This window comes from Malaciobacter halophilus (assembly GCF_002837275.1).
Classification (GTDB): Bacteria; Campylobacterota; Campylobacteria; order Campylobacterales; family Arcobacteraceae; genus Malaciobacter; species Malaciobacter halophilus.
Genome location: NZ_NXIF01000039.1, coordinates 1 through 21,958, shown reverse-complemented (window position 1 = coordinate 21,958; position 21,958 = coordinate 1). Strand labels below are relative to the sequence as shown.

The 21,958-nt window shown below is 25.6% G+C and carries 17 protein-coding genes; 5 read left to right on the top strand and 12 right to left on the bottom strand.

The features are described 5' to 3' along the window. The gene (locus tag CP960_RS10380) at positions 1-1,854 is read left to right on the top strand and encodes a sensor histidine kinase (RefSeq protein WP_101185378.1); all 1,854 of its coding nucleotides are present in this window, start codon (positions 1-3) and stop codon (positions 1,852-1,854) included. A 73-nt stretch (positions 1,855-1,927) separates the two neighbouring features. Then, positions 1,928-3,040: a sensor histidine kinase gene (locus tag CP960_RS10375; RefSeq protein WP_101185377.1), complete on the top strand. Its 1,113-nt coding sequence runs from the start codon at positions 1,928-1,930 to the stop codon at positions 3,038-3,040. A 5-nt stretch (positions 3,041-3,045) separates the two neighbouring features. Here the strand turns inward: CP960_RS10375 and CP960_RS10370 are convergent, their stop codons facing one another. The 8 genes from CP960_RS10370 to pgp3 form a co-directional block, all read right to left on the bottom strand. Next, positions 3,046-4,308, bottom strand: a complete 1,263-nt coding sequence (locus CP960_RS10370) for a response regulator (protein WP_101185375.1) — start codon at positions 4,306-4,308, stop codon at positions 3,046-3,048. Between the two features lie 42 nt (positions 4,309-4,350). Then, the gene (locus CP960_RS10365; protein WP_101185373.1) at positions 4,351-4,989 is read right to left on the bottom strand and encodes an HAD family hydrolase; all 639 of its coding nucleotides are present in this window, start codon (positions 4,987-4,989) and stop codon (positions 4,351-4,353) included. Further along, positions 4,989-5,399 (bottom strand): ModE family transcriptional regulator, encoded by a 411-nt coding sequence (locus CP960_RS10360; protein ID WP_101185371.1) that lies wholly within the window; start codon positions 5,397-5,399, stop codon positions 4,989-4,991. The genes CP960_RS10365 and CP960_RS10360 overlap by 1 nt, the downstream gene beginning before the upstream one ends. A 316-nt stretch (positions 5,400-5,715) precedes the next feature. Then, positions 5,716-6,279 carry an LOG family protein gene (locus CP960_RS10355; RefSeq protein ID WP_101185369.1) on the bottom strand — a complete coding sequence of 188 codons (564 nt, stop codon included), beginning with the start codon at positions 6,277-6,279 and terminating at the stop codon, positions 5,716-5,718. A gap of 24 nt (positions 6,280-6,303) precedes the next feature. After that, a complete protein-coding gene (locus tag CP960_RS10350) occupies positions 6,304-8,790 on the bottom strand; it encodes an efflux RND transporter permease subunit (RefSeq protein WP_101185367.1) in 2,487 nt (828 codons plus the stop codon). After that, positions 8,787-9,365 carry an MlaC/ttg2D family ABC transporter substrate-binding protein gene (locus CP960_RS10345; protein ID WP_101185365.1) on the bottom strand — a complete coding sequence of 193 codons (579 nt, stop codon included), beginning with the start codon at positions 9,363-9,365 and terminating at the stop codon, positions 8,787-8,789. The genes CP960_RS10350 and CP960_RS10345 overlap by 4 nt, the downstream gene beginning before the upstream one ends. 1 nt (position 9,366) lies before the next feature. Further along, a complete protein-coding gene (locus CP960_RS10340; RefSeq protein ID WP_228152060.1) occupies positions 9,367-10,146 on the bottom strand; it encodes an MlaA family lipoprotein in 780 nt (259 codons plus the stop codon). An 80-nt stretch (positions 10,147-10,226) separates the two neighbouring features. Then, positions 10,227-11,099 carry a peptidoglycan metallopeptidase Pgp3 gene (gene pgp3, locus CP960_RS10335; RefSeq protein WP_101185363.1) on the bottom strand — a complete coding sequence of 291 codons (873 nt, stop codon included), beginning with the start codon at positions 11,097-11,099 and terminating at the stop codon, positions 10,227-10,229. A gap of 111 nt (positions 11,100-11,210) precedes the next feature. Here pgp3 and aspA point away from each other — a divergent pair, with 111 nt between their 5' ends. Both aspA and CP960_RS10325 read left to right on the top strand, forming a co-directional pair. Continuing rightward, positions 11,211-12,629, top strand: a complete 1,419-nt coding sequence (aspA, locus tag CP960_RS10330; RefSeq protein WP_101185361.1) for an aspartate ammonia-lyase — start codon at positions 11,211-11,213, stop codon at positions 12,627-12,629. A gap of 65 nt (positions 12,630-12,694) precedes the next feature. Beyond that, positions 12,695-13,405 (top strand): YebC/PmpR family DNA-binding transcriptional regulator, encoded by a 711-nt coding sequence (locus CP960_RS10325; protein ID WP_101185359.1) that lies wholly within the window; start codon positions 12,695-12,697, stop codon positions 13,403-13,405. Between the two features lie 24 nt (positions 13,406-13,429). Here CP960_RS10325 and CP960_RS10320 read toward each other — a convergent pair whose 3' ends face one another. Beyond that, on the bottom strand, positions 13,430-17,674 hold the full coding sequence (locus CP960_RS10320; protein ID WP_101185358.1) for an ABC transporter substrate binding protein: 4,245 nt from the start codon (positions 17,672-17,674) through the stop codon (positions 13,430-13,432). A 76-nt stretch (positions 17,675-17,750) separates the two neighbouring features. Continuing rightward, the gene (locus tag CP960_RS10315) at positions 17,751-18,509 is read right to left on the bottom strand and encodes a M48 family metallopeptidase (protein WP_228152059.1); all 759 of its coding nucleotides are present in this window, start codon (positions 18,507-18,509) and stop codon (positions 17,751-17,753) included. A gap of 85 nt (positions 18,510-18,594) precedes the next feature. Here CP960_RS10315 and yddG point away from each other — a divergent pair, with 85 nt between their 5' ends. Continuing rightward, positions 18,595-19,491, top strand: a complete 897-nt coding sequence (gene yddG / locus CP960_RS10310) for an aromatic amino acid exporter YddG (RefSeq protein ID WP_228152058.1) — start codon at positions 18,595-18,597, stop codon at positions 19,489-19,491. Here yddG and CP960_RS10305 read toward each other — a convergent pair. Together CP960_RS10305 and CP960_RS10300 are read right to left on the bottom strand one after the other, a co-directional pair. Continuing rightward, a complete protein-coding gene (locus CP960_RS10305; RefSeq protein WP_101185356.1) occupies positions 19,481-19,927 on the bottom strand; it encodes a YiiD C-terminal domain-containing protein in 447 nt (148 codons plus the stop codon). The two genes, yddG and CP960_RS10305, sit on opposite strands and share 11 nt — an antisense overlap. A 39-nt stretch (positions 19,928-19,966) precedes the next feature. Next, positions 19,967-21,958 (bottom strand): acyl-CoA dehydrogenase domain-containing protein (locus CP960_RS10300; protein WP_119184489.1); only part of this gene is annotated, 1,992 nt, incomplete at its 5' end.

Genomic DNA, 21,958 nt, shown 5'->3' with positions numbered 1-21,958 from the left:
ATGTTTAATTTCTCTAACTCTTTAGGTTTTTTACTATTTAAAAAACTATTTTTTATATATATTTTAGTTGTTTCAATTTTTACTACATATGAAATTTATATGCAAATTAATTTGGCAAATAAAAGCTTACAAAAAGAGTTTGAAATAACAAAAAGTTCATATCAAGAGAGTTTAGGGCGAAGTGTCTGGAATTTTGATAGAAAAAATGCATCTTTAACAGTAGATAAAATATTAAGCTCAAATCATGTAAGTGCAGTAGTTATTAAACTAACTTCTGGAGAGATATTTGTTAGTAAAGGAAGAGTTTTAGAAAAAAGTATAAGTAAAAGTTTTGATGAAAAAACTACTACTTCATCAAAGGAAGTTTTAAAAACCTATAGTTTTGATATTTTTAATAAAAATAGTAAAAAAGTAGGAACAGTATTTTTATATTATGACAAAGATACAGCTTATACAATGATAGAAAAAAGTATTTTTTTAATTGCAATAATTACTTTTTTAAAGTTTATTTTTCTATTTATTTTTTTAATATATTTTATTAAGAAACTTATTGTAAAACCCCTAAATAACTTAATAGATGCAACTAAGCATTTAGATGGTAGAAATAAAGTATTTGTAGATGATGTATTAGATGAAAATAATAAAACTGAGTTAGCTGAATTAACTGATAGTTTTAACTACATGGCTTTACGAATCAATGAAGATTTTGAAGAAATGACAAAATTGAATGTAAAGTTAAATAAACAAAAAAAAGAGTTGATTCAAGCAGATAAGTATAAAAACTTCTTTTTAGCAAATATTAGTCATGAATTGAAAACTCCATTAAATCCAATAACTTTAATAAGTTCTGTAATGTTAAAAAATAAAGATAATAGTTTAAATGAAGAAAATTTAAAAAATATTAAAATTATAAATAAATCAGCAAATGAATTAAAAATATTAATTGATGATATATTAGATTTAACAAAAATTGAATCAAAAGATATAAAACTAAATTTACAAGAAGCAAATTTAAAAGAGGTATTTAATACTTTGGTATCTATTTATGATTCTAGTATTAGAAAAAAAGGTTTGATGTTTAATTCAAATTATAATTTAAGTGAAGAGCTTTATGTGGTTGATGTACAGCGTTTTAAACAAGTTTGTCGAAATCTTTTAAGTAATGCAGTAAAGTTTACTTCTCAAGGAAAAATAGAGTTTAACTTTTATGAAAATAAGAATTATATTTTTGTTGAGGTTAAAGATACTGGAATTGGTATTTCAAAGAAAAATCAAGAAGAGATTTTTACTAGTTTTAAACAATTAGATGGTACTACTACTAGAAAATATAATGGAGCTGGATTAGGTTTAGCAATTTCAAAAGAGTTAGTATCTTTGCAAGGTGGTGAAATAGTTGTAAATAGTAAAGAAAATTTTGGGAGTAGTTTTACTTTTAGTGTAAAAAAATCGGATTTAGGTCATGTTTCAAAAGTAAAAACAGATAAACAAGAAAGTGTCTATATTGAGCCAAAAATTGAAGAAGAAAAAAATGAGAAAAATTGTATTACAGTCTTTATTTTAAATACAAATCCCCTATTATTTTTTAAATTAGGTGTAGAATTAAATAAAGATAAGTATATTAAACTTGTAAATATTAAAGATATTAATGAGTTCTTTAAAAAACACGATGACACAATTAAAGAGTATTTAATTGTAGAAAAATTAGATAATAATGCTAAACTTATGAAAATAAAAAATAGTTCTAATTTAAAAATAATATCAATAAGTAAAGACAAAGAAAATACTTTATTTGACTTAGTTGTAGAACAGATTGATAATAAGTATTTACTAAAGTATATAAAAAACACTAAGTAGTTTATATATTTTTTAAGTACTTCAAAATAAGAATGCGATATTATTTAATATAGTATCTTTTAAAGGGTTAAAAATGGAAAAATTTAGTATTTTATTAGTAGATGATGTTGCCGAGAACATTCACTCTTTAAAGATGATGATTGAAGATAGCTTTGATGTTGAGATTTTTAGTGCTTTAAGTGCACAAGAAGGTATGGAAATCTTAATGAAAGAGGATATTAATCTAATTCTTACTGATATCCAAATGCCAGAGATTGATGGTTTTGAATTTGCTGAATATTTAAAAAGTATAGAAAAAACCAAGGATATACCTCTTATTTTTATTACAGGTATTTATGATAAAGATGAGTATAAAAGAAGAGGTTATGATATTGGTGCAATTGAGTATATTACTAAACCAATAGATGATGTTTTATTAGATGCAAAACTTAAAGTCTATATTGATATTTTTGAAAGAAGTAAAAAACGTCAAGATGAAATAGAAGAGAAAAATGAAATTCTTATTCATCAAGCAAAGATGGCAACTATGGGTGAAATGATTGGAGTAATTGCACATCAATTAAAACAACCTTTAAATATTTTGTCTTTGTATTGCAATGATGTAAAAGATACCTATAAACTGGGTGAAATTGATGATGAATTTATAGATGATTTTTCGAAAAAAACTAAAGATAATATTGCATTTATGAGCCAAACAATTGATGGGTTTAGAGATTTTTTTAATCCTAAAAAACCTAAAAAGAAGTTTTTACTTAAAAAAGTTATTGATAACTCAATTGAACTTCTATTAAAACAACTTGAAAAAAACAATGTAAATCTTCATGTGGATATTGCCGAAGAAGAAATTTATGGTGTTGATTCTGAATTAGAACAAGTTATTTTAAATCTTCTTACAAATGCTCAAGATGCTTTTATAGAAAGAAAAGTGGAAAATAGAGATATTTATGTAACTGCTGGAACAAATAAAAAATACACAGTTGTAGTTATTGAAGATACAGCTGGAGGCATAAAAGAGGATAATATAGAAAAGATTTTTGATCCATACTTTACTACAAAAGAGAAAGGTACTGGTACTGGATTATATATGGTTAAACTTGTTGTTAAAACAAGCTTTAATGGAGAGTTAAAGCTTGAAAATAGTCAAAGAGGGGCAAAGTTTATTTTGATACTACCAAATGGTAATTAAAAAACTTAGCTAAGTAAAGCATTAGGGTCAAGCTCTCTTAACTGAGCTTCTCTAAATTTAATTACATCATTTAAGTCTTCAATTCTTTTATTTTTTATATCTATTGTTTCTTGTTTCTTCTCTATATCTACTTTTTTTGCTAAAACTTCTTCTTCTAATGAGTGCATTTTTTCTACTAATAAATCTTTCTCTTTTTTAATTTTTAGCATACTATCTTTATACTCTTCAATCTGTTTATTTTTTAATTTAAGGATTCCTTCTTGTTTCTCATCAAGAGATAACCTTTCATTTTCATAGTGTTTTATTTGTTGTAGTTTTGCATGACTCTTTTTTTTCTCTAGTTCAAGTTCACTTTTTAATAAAGGTACAATATTTTGGTATTTTATGAGTTTTACTTTTAACTCTTCTAACTCTTTTTTTACTTTTGATACTTGCTCTTTTTGTTCTTGAATATTTTTAATTACTTTCTTTTTAAACTCTCTTTTTTCAAGATTCTCTTTTGTTGATAAAAAACCAATACTTATAAAAACTCTTTTTTCATGTTCAATGATTTCAAAAATATTAGTTGTTACATAAAAAGGTTGCTCTTTTACATCTGCAAATTTTAACTCACCTTCCCATTTATTTTTTTGTTTAATCTGTTCTAAGATTGATTCAATTACATCTTTTGGTATATCTTTATGAATTAAAGATTTAAAATCACTTTCTAAAATATCTTCTTGTTGTTTTTCAAAAGCTTCTAAAAATGCACTATTTATAAAAGTAATATTGTCATTTTCATCAAACTTTAAAACAACTGCAATATTATCAATTGCATTTAAGTATTGCTCTAACTCTTGGTTTTTTAAAGTTAACATTCTTTCATAATACTTTTTTTGACATACCTCTTGAGATTTCAGTATTACATCTTCTGTATCAATAGGTTTTAAAATATAGTGATTTGCCTTTAGCTCAATTGCCCTTAATAAATTTTCAGATTCTGACCTAGCAGTAGTAAATATAAAAGGAACTTCTTCATCAAGTTCTCTTATTTGTTCAAGCATCTCTATACCACTCATCTTAGGCATATTAATATCACTAAGAACAAGGTCAACAGGAGTCTTTGCTAAATGTAGTTTTTGAAACTGTAAGTACCCTTCCATGCCATTTGGAGCTAAATATACAGTTTTAAAAAGTCTTTTTAATGTTTTAGCAAGTTTCTCTCTTGCTAAATCCTCATCTTCAACATATAATATTGTCAATTTTTTTAAAAACTCTTTGTTTATCATCTTAAACTCTTTTTTTTGTAGTTCTAAGATTTTATCACAAAACTACAAAAGTTTTTTTAAATCTTCGAATTTATCTATAAAATGCTTAGCTTTTTCAAAGTTGTGACTTTTGGTAAACTCATTTTTTACAATTATACAATCAATATTTGCAGCATATGCAGAATCTAAACCTCTTTGGCTATCTTCAACTATAATCGCTTTGTTAGAAGTAGTATTAAATTTTTTTAATCCAGCTAGATAAGGAGCAGGGTGAGGTTTTGCTTTTTCATACTCTTCTACACATAAAGTAAACTCCATAAAATCAACAATATTTCTATTTTTATGAATTAATTCAAAATCAACTCTTCTTGCTGTTGTAATTATTGCCATTTTATATCTTTTACTTAGCTCTTCAAGAGTTTGTATTACGCCGTTTATAGTTATATCTTTTGTTTGGATAAAGTGTTGATACAGTTTGTCTCTTTTTTCTCTTAACTTATCTACTTGACTCTTTTTTATACCTTTATGTAAAGCTAATTCCCAAGCAGTTCCACCTCTTATCATAATCTCTTGATAAGTATCAAACTCTAAAGTTATTCCAATAGTTTTTAAAATATCATAATTTGCTTGGTAATACCACATCTCAGTTTCAACTAAAACTCCATCATTATCAAATAGAATAAACTCTTTTTTCTCTTTCATTATGTTTTATTCTCAAAAGATTCATACTCTTCATCATAAAAACATCCAAGTTGACAATGTGTTACTTTTATATCTGAATTTTTAATAGTTGAACCTACTTTTTTTAAAGTAGCACCTTTATTTTGTGCCTCTTTCCATGCTATCTCACATTCAACTTTTTTATTATCTTTTGTATTTCTTTTCAATGAATTATATATATCATCATGCATATCAGAGAATTTTAGTTTTCCAAATACACCTAATTCACAATTAGTTATTTCTATATTCATATTTTTTGCAATTTTAGCCATATCTCTTGGCTTCATTCCTATAAGTCTAGCTACTTTAAAAGCTTTTAAGCAAGATAGTTTACCTTCTTCATCAAGGTTTGTTAGTAATAATTGAGTTTGTATATTATCTAGTTTTTTCATAATTTCCTCTATACTAGGACAATCAAATAAATTTAATGAATATTTGTTCATTTTCATTATATACACTATTTATTTATTTTCTTCTTTTTTAACTTATTTTGTAAATTAAATAAAAAATATGTGAAATTTCTTAACATATGTTATTAAAAGAAAATTTTTAGTGAAAAGAAAAAAAGAGGCAAATAGCCTCTTTTGAATAAAAAATTAATATCATTTATCAAGGAGAGAATATACTGTGATTGGTCAGTATATTTGTAAAAGAATTGTATCTATTCAATATTAATGAAATATTTACAGAACATTAATGAAATATTAATTATGATTCCCATTTTGCATTAGGAGCTTTATATTGCTTGATTTTTTCAATTATTTCTTCGATATTATTAGAAACAATTAACATATCAACATATTTTTTATGAAAAAATCCTTCTTTACTACATGAGTACAAAAATTGCAAAAGTTTGTCATAGTATCCATTTATGTTATAAAAGGCACAAGGTTTTTTATGTTCTCCCATTTGAGTATTTGAGATTACTTCAAATATCTCCTCAAAAGTACCATATCCTCCAGGCATTGCTATAAAAGAATCACTTAAAGACTCCATTAGTGCTTTTCTTTCTCTTATCGTATTAACTTTGTATAACTCTTTTAAATTCTTATTTGAAATCTCTTTACTTTCTAAAGTATGTGTTATAACTCCTGTTACTTTCACACCATTTTTTAAAGCTTCATTTGAAATAATTCCCATAAGACCAGAAACACTTCCTCCATAAACCATATCTAGTTTATGTTTGGCTAGTGCTTTTGCAACTTCAATTGCTCTTTTTGAATAAATTTCATTATTTCCAAAACTTGAACCACAATATATTGCTATTTTCACATAAAACCTTTTATAAGATACTATTTAAACCTTAGAGTAAGGTCTAAATAGTATAAGTAATCTTGGAAGAAGAAGTAGTGCAGATGATAAGATTGTTGCCATAACTATAACAGTTAAAATTCCAAAATATATAGTTGGAATTAAGTTTGATAAAACTAAGATTGAAAAACCTACCATAACAGCAACTGAAGTATAAAGCATGGCAAAACCAATTGATTTATGAGCTCTTTGCATTGCATTTATATAATTATGGTCTTTTTTAAACTCTTCTTTAAATCTATGTATGTAGTGAATTGTATCATCAACTCCAATACCTATTGAAATAGCTGCAATTGTAATAGTCATAATATCAAGTGGTATTTCTAACCATCCCATAATTCCAAAAATAATTGAAATTGGAACAATATTTGCTAATATTGCAATTGTTGCAATACTAAGTGATCTAAATAGAATTAAAAACATTATAAATAAAGTTAAGATTACAAAACCTAAAGTTTTAACTTGAGAGTCAAAAAGTGATTGAAGCATATTATTGTATAAAACCATAAGATTTGAAAGTCTTATTTCTACACTATCATCTTTTATAATAGTATTTAAATCTGTTTTTATTTTTTTTAATAATTCATCTCTTCTTAAATCTTTATCAGAATCAATTATTCTTAAAGTAACTCTTGCTTGGTCTTTTTTTATATTTATATATGGATCTAAAATTAAAGCTTTATACTCTTTTGGAAGATTGTTATATAATAATGCTAAATTAAAAGAGTCAAGCTCTTTATTATCATTTAAGGCTTTACCCACTTTTAACATTGTAGCTAAAGATTGAACTTTTCCCACATGTTCTAAACTATTTAAATAGTCATGAACTTTTGTAATAATATTCATTCTATGATTTGTAAACCAGTATTGAGCCTCATTTGCTGAACTATTGAATTCATCTTCAAATGAAGCGAACATATCTTCACTTGATTCATCTTTTGGTGTTTTTTTCTCTTCTTTTGTTGTTAAATTAAAATCAATTATAATATCTAAAGGCGTTGTACCACCAAGTTTCTTATCAATTACTTCCATACTTTGATAAATTTCAGTATCTTTTTTAAAGTAGGAGATAAAACTATTTTCAACTAAAAGTAAAGAGGCTCCTGTTAGTGAAAAAGCGATTAATACAACACTTGCTATTAAAACTTTATTACCTTTATGTTTAACTATTTTTATACATAAATCAATGAAATGTAGGTTGTTTTCAAAGCTTTTATTTACTACTGTTTTATTTAAAAGTATTAATACAGCAGGAAAAACTAAAAATGCTATAAATAAAGAGATTGCAATACCTGCACTCATCATCCAACCAAGATTCATTACAGGTTGAATATTTGAAAGAAGTAATGAACTAAAACCAGCTATTGTTGTAATTATTGCAAAAAAAGATGGACTTAATTTTGAAAGCATTGTATTTAAAACTAATTTAGTTTGTGAAGAGTTTTTATAAATAGAACTAAGCTCTCTATATCTTACAATTAAGTGAAGAACAATAGATATTGTAATAATTAGTTGTAAAGAGATAAAATTAGATGAAATAACAGTAACTTCCCAGCCAAAAAGTCCTAACATACCGCTTGTTGCTACTACTGATAAACTACAAATCAATACAGATAAAGCAACCCATCTAAACTGTCTAAAGATTATCCATAAAATTGCTATTAAAAGTATTATCAATGTTGAGCCATAAATTACTAAGTCATTTTTTACAAAACTGATTATATCTGTGGCAATCATATTAACGCCACCTAAAAATAGTGTTCCTTTGTTTTCATACTCTTTTAGTATATCTCTTATGTTTTGAATATATTTAGCATTGGCTTCTCTTTGAGAATCTCTATAAGATTTAAACTCTAAAGATACATTTTGTAGTTTTTCTAAATCTTCATTTGAAGCTTTATTACTATTTTTTAACTTTAATAGGGCATTTCTTTTCTCAACTAAATCAAAAAACTTTTCATCTCTTTTTAGATTTACAACAATAGCAGTAGTTTTAAAATCGCTACTAACTAAACTATTTTTATATAAAGCAGAGTTTAAAAACTCTTTTTTTACTAACTTTTTATCAAAAGTTTTACTATTTTGTATGGTTTTTACTTCATCAACTAACTCTTGAATAGGTCTTGTGGGAGATTGCAGTAAAGGTACATTTAAAACAGATGTAATACTTTGTGTAAAATCTAATTTATTTATTTGCTCACTTAACTGTTTTATAGTATTTAAACTTTCATTTGAAAGAATAGAGCTATTTGGAGTAAAAGTAATTACTAAAATATCTTGTGTTTCATAGTTTTTTGAAACTTCCCTTGAAAAAGCTAAATCTTTATCATTTTCTAAAAGAAGAGTTTCTGCTGAAGCATCAATCTCAAGTTTTGTTGCAAAGTATCCTAAAAAGCATATTATCAAAAATACTGATAATATTACTTTTTTAGGATGTACGAATAAAAAGTTTGTATAAAATCTTTTTATCATGCTTGATTATTTTTAGTATTTAAGTAGTTTATTAAATCATCAATTGATTTATTTTTTAAGTATTGAGTAAATTGATTTCTATATGTTTGAATTATACTTACTTTAGCAATACTTACATCATAAATGTACCACTGTTTATTTTTTCTATTTTCATAAAATTTATAATCAATAGCAAAATTCTCTTTTTCTCCAATTAAAGTTGTTTTTAAAATAAGTCTTGCTTTTACTTCCTCTAATTCATCAATTTTTATCTCTTGATTATTATATAAATCAAGTTTATCAATATATGACTCTTTTAGTCTATTTTCAAAAGCTTTAGCAAAATTTATTTTTTGTTCATTTGAAATAGTTCTCCACTCTTTCCCAAGAGAAAGCATAGCCATAATTTTATAATCAAATGAGCTATCCATTACTTTAATTATTTGCTCACCTTTAGTCTTCTTTGGAAGCTGTTTATTTTTAAGTATATCAATTACTTTATGAATACTTTTAGTCATCTCTTCTACAATCTGTTCTTTTGGCATTGCAAAAGTGTAACTAGTTAAAAGTACAATTAATAGTAACTTTTTTAACATTCTATTCCTTTATTTGTCTTTCTCTTTGTTGTCTGTGTAAGTCTTTTAAGTATGGATATAAATCAATTGCATCTTTTCTAACTTTTTCATATACATCAAGAGTAAAAGATGAGTTATTCATAATCTTAAATGTTCTTAAACCTAAAGACTCTTCTTGAGAATCAGCTAAATAGTATGACGTATCACCTTTTCTTAAAGGATTAACATAATCATCAACAAAAAAAGCAAAAGTATCTCTTAAGTTAGAAGGGCCTAAAAATGGTAATACTATGTGAAAACCTTCTCCTACTCCCCAAGTTGCAAGAGTTTGTCCAAAATCTTCATCATGATGTTTTATATCAAAGTTATTCTGTTTTGCTACATCAATTAAACCAGCAACTCCAAAAGTAGTATTTAATACAAATAATTGTAACTCTTCCCATGAGTTTTGGAACTTAAACTGCAATAAATTATTTAGAAATCTAATTGGAAAACCTAGGTTTGTAAAAAAATTAGAAATACCTGTTCTAATATTTGGATGAACTACTTCTTTATATGTTGATACAACAGGCTTTGAAACATGTAAATAAAAGCCATCATTAAAAGAAGTCATTGCTCTATTATAACCACTTAGTGGATCAAATTCATTTTGTTTAGGAGTGTTTTTATCAAACTCACTTGAAATGTCCTCAAATGCCATATAAGAACTATTAGTATTAACAATATTTTCATTATTAAGCTCTTTTGCATTACAGGAATACAGTAGTGAAAATAGAGTTAAAATCAGCGCATACTTTTTCAATTTTATTTCCTTGTTTTGTGTGTGAACGTGATTATATAAAAAATTAGTAAAAACTTAGGTAAAACATTATTTTTAACTTATTAATTGTTTATTTTGTTTAAAATTGTAATAAGTTGCATAGGATCAACTTGTACTGAGTTCACTCTTGCACTAAAGTGTAAGTGCGGTCCTGTAACTCTTCCTGTATTTCCACTAAGACCAATAATATCACCTCTTTTTACTTTATCATTTTCTTTAAAATTCATCTTACTTAAATGATAATAACAAGTATAAACTCCATGGCCATGGTCAATAATAATAGAATTACCCGCATAAAATCTATGTTTTGCTAATACTACAACACCATCATTTGCTGCTTTGATTTTTGTTCCAACAGCAGCTCTAAAGTCTGTACCACTATGATAACTTTTTATTTTGTTATTATAAACTCTTTTTGTTCCAAATTCACTTGTAATTTTACTGTTTAACGGATATATGAAATCTTTGTGCCAAAGAAGCTTTTTTGTTGTTGTATTATAAATGTTCATAGCCTCTTGATACTCTTTTTTTGTTCTTAGTTTATCTTTTTTATTTAAAGTAACTTTTGAACTTTTAACATTTATGACTTCACTTTTATAAGTTCCATTTTTTAATTTTAAATATGTTGAATTAAAAACTTTTTTGCCATCTTTTAAGTATGAAACTATAACTTTATAATCTTCTATTTTTTTATAATAAGAAACAGGAATTAAAGCATAGAAACTATCTTCTTTAAAGGGGTTTTTAAAAAACTCTATATTTGTTTTTTTCTCATCTAAAACAGTTAATTTTGGCTCTTTAATATTTTTTGCATTTAGATGCAAAAGTGCAGTTTGAGCATTTGTAATTGTTTTAGGTTCAAAATTTAGTTTTAGTTCATTTGAACTTAAAAAACTAATAATTAGGGTTAATAATATTGCTACTTTTTTCATCATGAAAGGATTATATCAAAAATTCTTAAACATTGTTTTAATTAGTTTGACAAATTGTTTCTAAAGTATTGTACAATTATAATGTTATTGATTACGAATAAAAAGGATATTTTTATGGCAAAAGAGTATAGAATTGAACATGACTTATTAGGGGAAAAAAGAATTAGTATGGATAGCTATTATGGTATTCAAACTTTAAGAGCTAAAGATAATTTCTCAATTTCAAAAGTAAATTTATCACAATTTCCTAAACTTATTAGAGCGTTAGCTCAAGTTAAAAAAGCTTGTGCAATGGCAAATAATGAATTAGGTTTACTTGATGATAAACTTTGTGATGCAATTTGTAGTGCTTGTGATGAAATAGTTGCTAAGAAATATCATGACCAGTTTATTGTTGATGTTATCCAAGGTGGGGCAGGGACTTCAACAAATATGAATGCAAATGAAGTAATAACAAATGTTGCATTGGAAATTATGGGGTATGAAAAAGGAAGATATGATATTTTACATCCAAATAATCATGTAAATATGTCACAATCTACAAATGATGTTTATCCAACAGCAGTAAGATTGGCTTTATATGAATATCTTTGTAAATTACAAAATAAAATGCAAATTTTGAAAGATTCATTTTTTAGTAAAGCAAAAGAGTTTAATGACATTATAAAAATGGGAAGAACTCAACTTCAAGATGCAGTACCAATGACTTTAGGTCAAGAGTTTAACTCTTTTGGACTTATGATAGAAGATGATATTAGTGCTATTGAAATGACTAAAAGAATTGTTGCTCAAATGAACTTAGGTGCAACGGCAATTGGTACAGGTATTAATACTGATTCAAAATATGCAGGTTTAGTAAAAGAGAAACTTGAAGAGGTTACAAATAGACCTTTTGTTACTGCATGCGATTTAGTTAAAGCAACACAAGACACTTCGACTTTTGTTCAAGTTTCAGGGGTAATGAAATCAATTGCAACAAAAATATCTAAGATTTGCAATGACTTAAGACTTTTAAGTAGTGGTCCAAGAACAGGAATAAATGAAATCAATCTTCCAAAAATGCAACCTGGAAGTTCAATTATGCCAGGAAAAGTAAATCCTGTAATTCCAGAAGTAGTAAATCAAGTAGCCTTTCAAGTAATTGGACATGATATAACAATTTCACTTGCTAGTGAAGGAGGGCAGTTACAATTAAATGTTTTTGAGCCAATAATTGCATATAATCTTTTCCAATCTATTACAATGATGTGTAATGCTTCTGAAACATTAGCTTTTAAATGTGTAGATGGAATTACTGCAAATGAACAAAGATGTAAAGAGTTAGTATTAAACTCAATAGGTTTAGTAACTGCATTAAATCCATATATTGGTTACCAAAATGCAACACTTGTTGCCAAAGAAGCTTTAGAAACAAATAGAAGTGTTTATGATATTGTATTAGAGAAAAAACTTCTTTCTAAAGAGCAGTTAGATGAGTATTTAAAGCCTGAAAATATGACACATCCTACTTATTCTAAGGATTGTAAGTTATAGTTAATAATTACATCTTTATTACAATCTTGGTATAATCTGCCAAAAATAAAATATTGGAGTAATTTATGGGTAGAGCCTTTGAATATAGAAAAGCAGCCAAAATGAAAAGATGGGGGAATATGTCAAGAGTTTTCCCAAAACTAGCTAAAGCAATTGAAATTGCAGCAAAAGCTGGTGGCGGGGATCCTGAAATGAATCCAGCTTTAAGAACGGCTATTCTTAATGCAAAAGCACAAAATTTACCAAAAGCAAATATTGAAGCAGCTATAAAAAGAGCCACTGGAAAAGATGCAAAAAACTATACAGATGTAAACTTTGAAGGAAAAGGGCCACATGGAGTTTTAATATTTGTTGAGTGTGCAACAGATAATAATACAAGAACAGTTGCAAATGTAAAAATGCATTTTAATAAAAATGGTGGTCAAGTAGTTCCTACTGGTTCTTTAGAGTTTATGTTTGATAGAAAAGCAATTTTTGAGTTTGAAAAAACAGAAGATATGGATCTTGAAGAGCTAGAATTAGAATTGATTGATGCAGGCTTAGAAGAGCTTGAAGAGGAAGATAATTTATGTATTGCTCTTGCTGATTATACAGATTTTGGTAATATGAATACTAAATTTGAAGAGCTTGGAATTGAGCTTAAAAAAGCAGAGCTAAAAAGAATAACAAATAATCCTCAAGAGTTCAGTGAAGAACAACAAGAAGAGATTGGTAAACTACTTGAAAAGCTTGAAGATGATGATGATGTTCAAGCAGTATTTACAAATATGGCATAAAACAGAATTTCTGTTTTATGTTACTTAGTTTTTATCTAACCACTGTTTTATTTCACTTAATAAATCTTTAAAGTTATTAAAACTTTGTTTTAACTCTTCTTTGTTTAGTTCTTTAGACTCTTTTATCATTTGTTCAAGGTTTTCAAAATCTTTTGCATTTTTATATGCACCTAAAGTTCCTAGCAATCCTTTTAGTGTGTGAATCTCATTTAATAGTTTTTCTATTTCATTCTTTTTTATTAATTCATTTAATTCATCAATACAGTTCTCTCTTTTTGTCATAAAACTTTGCATAAACTCTTTATAAAACTCTTTTTGGTTCATCATTCTATCAAGAGCTGTTTTTGTATCAAGTAGTTTATACTCTTCTTTTTTGATGTTGTTTTCTATTTTTTCTTGATGTTGTTTTGTATTTTTATTTAATACTTTAAATATCTTTTCTTTTAATACTTTTACATCAAAAGGTTTTCCTATATGGTCAATCATTCCATGCTCTAAACACTTTTTAATATCACTATCTAAAGCATTTGCAGTCATTGCAATAATAGGTAACTCTTTGCACTTATCTTTTTGTTTTATTATTTTTGTTGCTTTATATCCATCCATTACTGGCATATGAATATCCATTAAAATTAAGTCATAATATGAACAAGAGTTTTTTTCTATTAATTCAACTGCTTCATATCCATTGTTTGCTACTTCAATATGTCTTATATCCTCTTTTAAGAAGTTTATTGCTAATTCTTGATTTATTTCATTGTCTTCAACTAGTAAAACTCTAGCATCAATACTATTGTTATAGCTATTATCTTCTTCTAAACTCTTATTTAAAGTTTTAATATCTTCTTGTTTTGGTAGTTTTGTTTTAATGGTAAAATAAAAAGTTGTTCCTTTGTTCTCTTCACTTAAAAAGCCAATCTCTCCACCTAATAGCTCTACTAATTTTTTAGAGATAACTAATCCTAATCCTGTTCCTCCAAACTCTTTTGAAATAGAGTTGTCTTCTTGTGAAAATGATTTAAAAAGTTTACTTTGGTTATTTTTAGAGATTCCTTTTCCCGTATCAGTAATTAAAAATTTTAGTGTTATATCTCTTTTTTCTTGTTTTACAAGTAATATTTCTACTTTTACATAACCTTCTTTAGTGAATTTTATAGCATTATTTATTAAATTTGTAAGAATTTGAGATAATCTTAGTTCATCACTTAATATAAACTCTGGTATCTCTTCATCTTGTTTTATTATTAAATCAATATTTTTTTGTTTTGCCATATGAGAAAAAAGATCATTAATATTACTAATGGTTTTTCTTAAACTAACTAAAGAGATAGAAACATCAAGTTTTCCTGCTTCAATTTTTGAAAAGTCTAAAATATCATTTATAATTCTAAGTAGCATATTTGCAGAAGTTTTAGCTTTTACTAAAAACTCTTGAGCTACTTGCTTATCACTATTTATTTTTTCCAAAGCAAGAGTTGTCATTCCAATTATTCCATTCATAGGCGTTCTTATTTCATGACTCATATTTGCAAGAAATTCACTTTTTGCCTTATTTGCTTTTTGTGCTTGTTTTTTTGCATTTATTAACTCTTTTTCAATCATTTTTCTTTTTTGTATTTCATTTTTTAATTTTCTATTCCAAAATACAATAAAACTTATAATCAAAAAAGATATAAAAGCAATCTTGTAAACTAAACTATAATCAACTTTTTCTTCAAACTCTACGGAAATCCACTTATCATAAATAACTTTTAGTTCTTTTTGTGTAAAAGACTCAACTGCTTTATTAAAAATAGTATTTAATAAAGGTTCATCTTTTCTTGTACCAATTGCTAAGTTTGATTCTTGTTCTAATTTCCCCGCTATTTTAATCTCAAAATCACCTTCTTGTTGTAATTGATAACTTATACTTCCTAAAGAGTCTATATATCCAAAAACTTTTTTATTTCTTACTTTATTTATTCCTTCTTTTATATTTTGAACATAAACTATATCTATTTTAGGATATTTTTTTCTTAAAATCTCTTCATATGAATAACCCTCAATAATTGCAAGAGATTTATTTGATAACTCATCTAAACTATTTATAAAAAGTTCATTGTTTCTCGTCGCAATAACAATAGTTTGAGGAATATATGGTCTTGTAAAGTTTAAATACTCTCTTCTTTCTTGAGTATTTTCTACAACTGGTAAAATATCACATTTTTTTTCTTTTATTGCATCTAATGACTCTTGCCAACTTTTAGTTTCATATAGCTTTACTTTTAGATTTACTCTTTTTTCAATAATTTTCATAATATCTTCAGTAATACCTACATGTTTACCATTTTTGATACCTTCATATGGCATTGCATCAGGTAAAATACACATATTAATATGGCCTTTTTTATCAATATAATTTCTCTCTTCTTTTGATAAAAAAATAGAGCTACTAGATTTTAATTCAACTCCATTTGAGCTTATTATAAAGCTATTTTCAGGTAATAGCTTTCTATTTATATTAAATAGTTCTAAAAAGTTCTCATCAAACATATATTTTGTTGCACTTTTAGTTAATATTTTAATATCAGCTGCTTTTTTACCAAGTAAAATTGAGTGTGCCATATTTGCGGCTTCTAATCCTTGTGAGAATGCACTTAATAGTTTTCCTCCTACAATACCATCACCCAATAAAAAATCCCATGCTCCATAAATTGGTACTTTTGAATTTTTAGAAAAATCTTTTATTGATTCATTTGTATTAAAATACTCATTATTTTTATCTTTAAAAAATTGATTATAAAAAATTAGTGAGTCTTTAGATAAATAATCTATTCTTCTTAAAACTTCATCTTTTGAAAGTGGTTTAGGAATTATAATATTTACTCTATTTTTATACTCATCTTGAAGTTTTTTTAATCTTTCTTCTATTAGTTTTCCAGTAGTTAATTGGTCATTTATAATAAAAATATCTTTAGTATTTGGATGAAGTTTTAAAGCAATATCAAATGTCTGTTTAATTGCAAGTTCTTCTGTAACACCTGTAATATTTCCTATACCTTTTAACATTGAAGCTTTAAAGTTATTTATACCTGTAAAAACAATAGGTATTTTAGGGTTAAATATATTATCTTTATATTTTGCTATAAAATCTAAAGCATTGTTGTCTGAAACTATAATCAAATCAAAATTTGAATTTTTATATCTATACTCATAATTATCTTTTAAAAGTTCAATATATTTTTTGTCAAACTTTCTTTTAGTATCCATATATTCAATACTTATTGTAACATTTGAATCAGGAGGAAATAGAGATTTAATCCCTTTTGTTACATTCTCTGTCCATTTGTAACCTGCATGGTAAGAGTGTAAAAGAAGTATTTTTTTAGGTTCATCATATTTGATTTTTGTGTAACCACTTGAAGATAAAATCTTTGAGTGTATTTTACTTTGTATAGATTGTTTGTCATAATCAGTTTTACTAATAAAACTATCAATAAACCATTTTTGATTTAACATAACTCGTTCTTGATATGAAAGTGAGTTTAAAGCTTTATCTAATATATCTCTTAAAATCGGCCAGTCTTTTCTAATTCCTATTTTTTCAAAATATTTTGCTTCGTTATTTATTTTTGCAATACCTTGAAAATAGATATTTGAAATACCATATTTTGATATAATATTTTTAATTACAGGGCCTAAATCAATAGTTGCATCAGCTAAATTTGTTGAAACTGCTTGTATTGCTTCAACTGTATTATCTACTAGTATAATTTTTATTTTGGGATAGTTGTTTTTTATAAACTCTTCTTGCCAATAACCTTTTACAATAGCAAGGGTTCTATTTTCTAAATCTTTAAGCGTTTTAAAAATATTTGCTTTTTGATTTGAGTAGATAGCAGGAGAGATATTTAAAACATTTTTTTTAGTAAATACTGCAAACTCTTTTCTATTTGGAGTTTCTACTAGATTTGAAATTATATCAATCTTTTTATTTTTAAGCATAGTTAAAAAACTATTCCAATTGCTAGCTTTTACAAACTCTATTTTTAAACCAACTTTTTGTGCTAATAGTCTAATGAGGTCATTGGAATAGCCTTTAACTTCAGCATTTTCAATATAATTAAAAGGTTCCCAATGCATCTCCGCATGAACTCTTATTTTGGGGTGCTCTTTAAGCCATTGAATCTCTTCTTTTGTTAGTTTAACAGTAGGTTTATATTCAATATTTTGTGCAAATACAAAACTTGTAAAAACAATTAAAGTAAGGAATTTTATTATATTAGACATAGCTACCCCTTTATTGCCATTTTTAAATTATAGCTACTATTTTTATAAATGTGAAGAGCTATTTTTTAATTACTGATTACTTTTTAGACAGTTTTAATTTACTTATTATTTTTTTTATATTTTCTATTCTTGTTTTTGAATTTGGATGAGTTGATAAAAACTCAAAATTCTCTTTTTCTCCTTTGCTCATATTCTCCCAAAACTTTACTGCTTCATTTAAATCATAACCAGCTTTATGCATAAGGTAAATACCAATTTCATCTGCTTCACTCTCTTGCAATCTTCCATAAGGCATAAGCACACCATATTGGGCTCCTAAACCATAAGCAATATTAAACATTTTATTATATTTAGAATCTTGAGTTGCCAAAACAATATTGCTAATTGCTTGAATACCTTGAGATAACATACCAGCACTTACTCTTTCTGCTCCATGTCTTGCAAGAGCATGTGCAATTTCATGACTTATAACTGTTGCAAGTTGTGAATCATTTTTTGCTATTTGTAAAATTCCTGTATAAACTACAACTTTTCCACCTGGAAGACAAAATGCATTTTTTGCACTATTTTCAATTAAATTAAACTCCCAGTTATAATCTTTTTTTGTAACTTGTGCAATTTTTCTACCAATATCTTTGACTCTTTTTGATTCTTTAGTATTAGTTATAACTTTTGATTTTTTTAATGTTTTTTCATAACTTTGTTCGCCTAAAGCTAACTCTTGTTGATTTGAGATTAATATCATTTGAGCTCTATTTGTATAGGGTGCTTTATGAGTACAAGCTATAAAAAATATAGATAATAGTATTAGTATAAATGTGTGTTTTATATGCATTGTGTTTCCTTTATTAATATAATTTTAGCAAAAAAAAATAGTTTTAAGAATAATATTGTAAAATTTTTCAAATTAGGAGAGAAAATTGCATATACAACAAACAAAAGGGAATTTATTAGGATTATTAACTATACTCTCATGGTCTTGTCTTGCACTTTTTACTGTATATTCAGGTAAAATTCCACCTTTTGAGTTATTAACTATATCTTTTTGTGTAGCTTCTTTAATAGGTCTTATAATGTTAAAAAAACAAAAAAGAGTTTTTAAAGAGCTTTTTAAAATACCACTTCAAGCCTATTTTATTGGAGTAATTGGTCTTTTTGGATACCACTTTTTTTATTTTCTTGCTATTAAAAATGCACCTGCTGTTGAAGCTAATTTAATAAACTATTTATGGCCTCTTCTTATTGTCATATTCTCTTCATTTTTACCAAATGAAAGATTAAAATGGTTTCATATTTTAGGAACACTTTTAGCTTTAAGTGGAGCTTTTTTATTGGTTTTAAAAGATGGTAGTTTACAATTTGATATGAAGTATATTTTAGGTTACTCTTTTGCCTTAATTGCAGCACTTTTATGGTCAAGTTATTCAGTAATTTCAAAAACTCTAACTCATATTCCCACTTTTGCAGTTACAGGTTTTTGTATAGTAACAGCTTTTTTTTCTGCAATTGCACACTTGATTTTTGAACAAATATATATACCAACATTTTTTGAGTTTTTTGCAGCAATAATGTTAGGTCTTGGTCCAGTAGGTGGTGCATTTTATTTATGGGATTTTGCTTTAAAAAATGCAGATATAAAACTATTGGGTTCTCTTGCATACTTAGCACCACTTCTTTCAACTTTGATTTTAGTTTTAGTTGGTATTTCAAAAATGACAATTACTATAACAATTGCTTGTATTCTAATTGTTTTAGGTTCCTTAATAAGTTCAAAACAGTATTTAAAACTATTTAAAAACCTATTTTTTAAATCTTAATAACATATATTCCTTCAAAATCTACACAAACCTTATCATCTTGTAATAATTGAGATTTTATTCTAATAGAAGCACTTTTCTTTTCTTGAAGTTTTCTTTTTAATGTTTGTAACTGCTCTTTTGAAGGTAAAATAGTTTTACAGTAAAGTTCTTTTGTTACAGGAGCTCTATATGCAGTATCGCTTTTTATTACAGCAATCATACAGTCTTCTTTAAAACCTAGCTTAATAACATTTAAATAACATGCACTCCATGCAGATATAGTTACTAAAGTACTTAAGCTACCAGCAAATCCTGTAAGTTTATCATTTATATTTGGTTTTAAAGGTGCAGTAGTGATTAAACAATTGTCTTCAATATTTTTTACATCTATTTGCATAAATTTTGTAAGTGGTATTTGTGTATGTAGTTTATGTTTTAATGCATTTAAATCCAAACTTTCTCCTTTTAAAGGATTTTACCATAAACTAACTGTTTAAAAAACTTCATTTCTTTTATTATGAAAATCTATTAATTGTGTATATTCATCATTTGTAATTACTCCTTTATCATGTGCAGCTTTAATCAAATCTAAAAAAATTGTATCTTCTATTGTATTATGAGTAACTGCATATTTTACTCTTTGTATTAAAGTTTCACAACTGTTTTTACATTTTAAAGCCTCTTCAATTTTATAAAGAGTTTCTTTATTATCTTTTGGAAAATATAAATTTTGACAAAGTTTATCTAGACTATTTTTATCTTTTAGTAAATCTATAATTTTTTTAGTTAATTTAGCATTAGGTTTTAATGCATATGGATTAAACCTAATAAAAGGAAGTAAAAATTTAAAGTAAGTGCTATTTTGAGTAAGTCGCTCTTTTGCTTTTTGTATCTTATAAAAACCATATTGACAAATATAATCAATCAAGATTCGATATTTACTATTTTGAGTATTATCATACTCATTAATAAGCAAAACAATTAAGTATAACCAAGAGAGTATAGAAGTGAAATCTCTTTTAAAAAACTCTTTATTTTGAAGTTTTGTATTTGATAAAAGTGTTAAATTAATCAATGCAGCAAAGTGTGTAGTAGCCCAAATTACTCTTTTTTTATGCTCCTTTAATCCTTTATCAACTTTTATAAATTTTCCTTTAGTAAAAAAATAGATAAGTGATTTTATATTTAAGTTTAGTGTTAGTGCTACACTCTTTTGAACAATTTTATCAAAAGAGTCAATATCATTATTATAAATTGCATTTGCCATTTCAAATAGCTGTGGATTTAATTGTATCATAGCTTGTTTGTGTAGTTCAAAATTTTTTATAAAAATATCTGATGGTTTATTGTTTGCTAAAGATATAGCAAATAAATAAGAAGGAATAAATAAGCTATCTTTAGTTTTAGTAGCATTAATATTATTTGAAATATCTATGGTATTACCCATGATTTTTTTCAATAGTTTACTTGATTGACTCTTCATAATCAAACTTGTCACAAATAACCCATTTTCATTTTTTAATAGTTTTAATAAGTGATTATTTGATGTCTTTAAAAGATAAGTAAAAGCTGCAATTTTCACAATCTCATTTTCAACAGCTTCAAAATTATTATCTGTTATTTTATCTTTATTTTTAAGTTGTATTTGAGAAGTAATTGTTTTAAGAATTAATTTACTTCTTCCTTGAATGATACTTTGAAATGATATAAACTCATTTACATTAAAAGTATCATTTAGCATTTGTAAGCCTTTTCCTATACCTTGTTTTGCTCCTATTATATTATCAATATCTATTACAAAGTTTTCTTTTTTTAAATCGATTAAAGCAATACATACTCCTAGGTTCTTTTTTTTAAAAAGTAAATTATTTGGATCTTTTAAAATAAATGCAAGCTCCATTAGTGTTTGAGTATCTGTTTTTTTTATACTATTTATTTCAAAATCTACTTTAATTTTTATTTTATTTTCACTATTTTTAAATATAGTTCCAATTGAATTTATTGTTTGTTCATCATATTTATTAATTTGTTCATTTAGATTAAAGTAGGGGATTTCTTGAGCTTTTGCAATTTTTCTTAAGTAGTGATCTTTTTGTTCATTTGTTCCATATTTTAAAAGAAGTAAAATTAACTTAGAGCAGTTAAGATTACTTATCAAAGTTGCAAGTTCTAAATTGCAAGATGCAAGTTTTTCTATAATTTTAAAATAAGCTATTAAACTAAAACCTAAACCTTCATACTCTTTAGGGATTAATATAGCCAAAAACTTATTATTTTTTAGAAACTGCCAAGTTTTTGTATTTAAATCATTATTTTTAAAAGTTTCATAACTTTTTTGAAAAGAGCAAAGTTTTTCAACTTCATTATCTAAAAAATCCTGCTCTTTTTTTGAAAGATTGTTATTTTTGTTTTTATTAATTTTATCAAAATCAATAATACCTTTAAAAATATTTGTTTCCATTGAGTTTGTATCTACTTGAAGTGT

What these genes read in the sequence shown, in the direction of transcription:
- aspA (WP_101185361.1), top strand. Translation starts at nt 11,211, where the DNA reads ATGGCAAAAGAGTATAGAATTGAACATGACTTATTAGGGGAAAAAAGA.
- CP960_RS10345 (WP_101185365.1), bottom strand. Translation starts at nt 9,365, where the DNA reads ATGTTAAAAAAGTTACTATTAATTGTACTTTTAACTAGTTACACTTTT.
- CP960_RS10315 (WP_228152059.1), bottom strand. Translation starts at nt 18,509, where the DNA reads ATGCATATAAAACACACATTTATACTAATACTATTATCTATATTTTTT.
- CP960_RS10370 (WP_101185375.1), bottom strand. Translation starts at nt 4,308, where the DNA reads ATGATAAACAAAGAGTTTTTAAAAAAATTGACAATATTATATGTTGAA.
- CP960_RS10380 (WP_101185378.1), top strand. Translation starts at nt 1, where the DNA reads ATGTTTAATTTCTCTAACTCTTTAGGTTTTTTACTATTTAAAAAACTA.
- CP960_RS10350 (WP_101185367.1), bottom strand. Translation starts at nt 8,790, where the DNA reads ATGATAAAAAGATTTTATACAAACTTTTTATTCGTACATCCTAAAAAA.
- pgp3 (WP_101185363.1), bottom strand. Translation starts at nt 11,099, where the DNA reads ATGATGAAAAAAGTAGCAATATTATTAACCCTAATTATTAGTTTTTTA.
- CP960_RS10360 (WP_101185371.1), bottom strand. Translation starts at nt 5,399, where the DNA reads ATGAAAAAACTAGATAATATACAAACTCAATTATTACTAACAAACCTT.
- CP960_RS10375 (WP_101185377.1), top strand. Translation starts at nt 1,928, where the DNA reads ATGGAAAAATTTAGTATTTTATTAGTAGATGATGTTGCCGAGAACATT.
- CP960_RS10365 (WP_101185373.1), bottom strand. Translation starts at nt 4,989, where the DNA reads ATGAAAGAGAAAAAAGAGTTTATTCTATTTGATAATGATGGAGTTTTA.
- CP960_RS10320 (WP_101185358.1), bottom strand. Translation starts at nt 17,674, where the DNA reads ATGTCTAATATAATAAAATTCCTTACTTTAATTGTTTTTACAAGTTTT.
- CP960_RS10325 (WP_101185359.1), top strand. Translation starts at nt 12,695, where the DNA reads ATGGGTAGAGCCTTTGAATATAGAAAAGCAGCCAAAATGAAAAGATGG.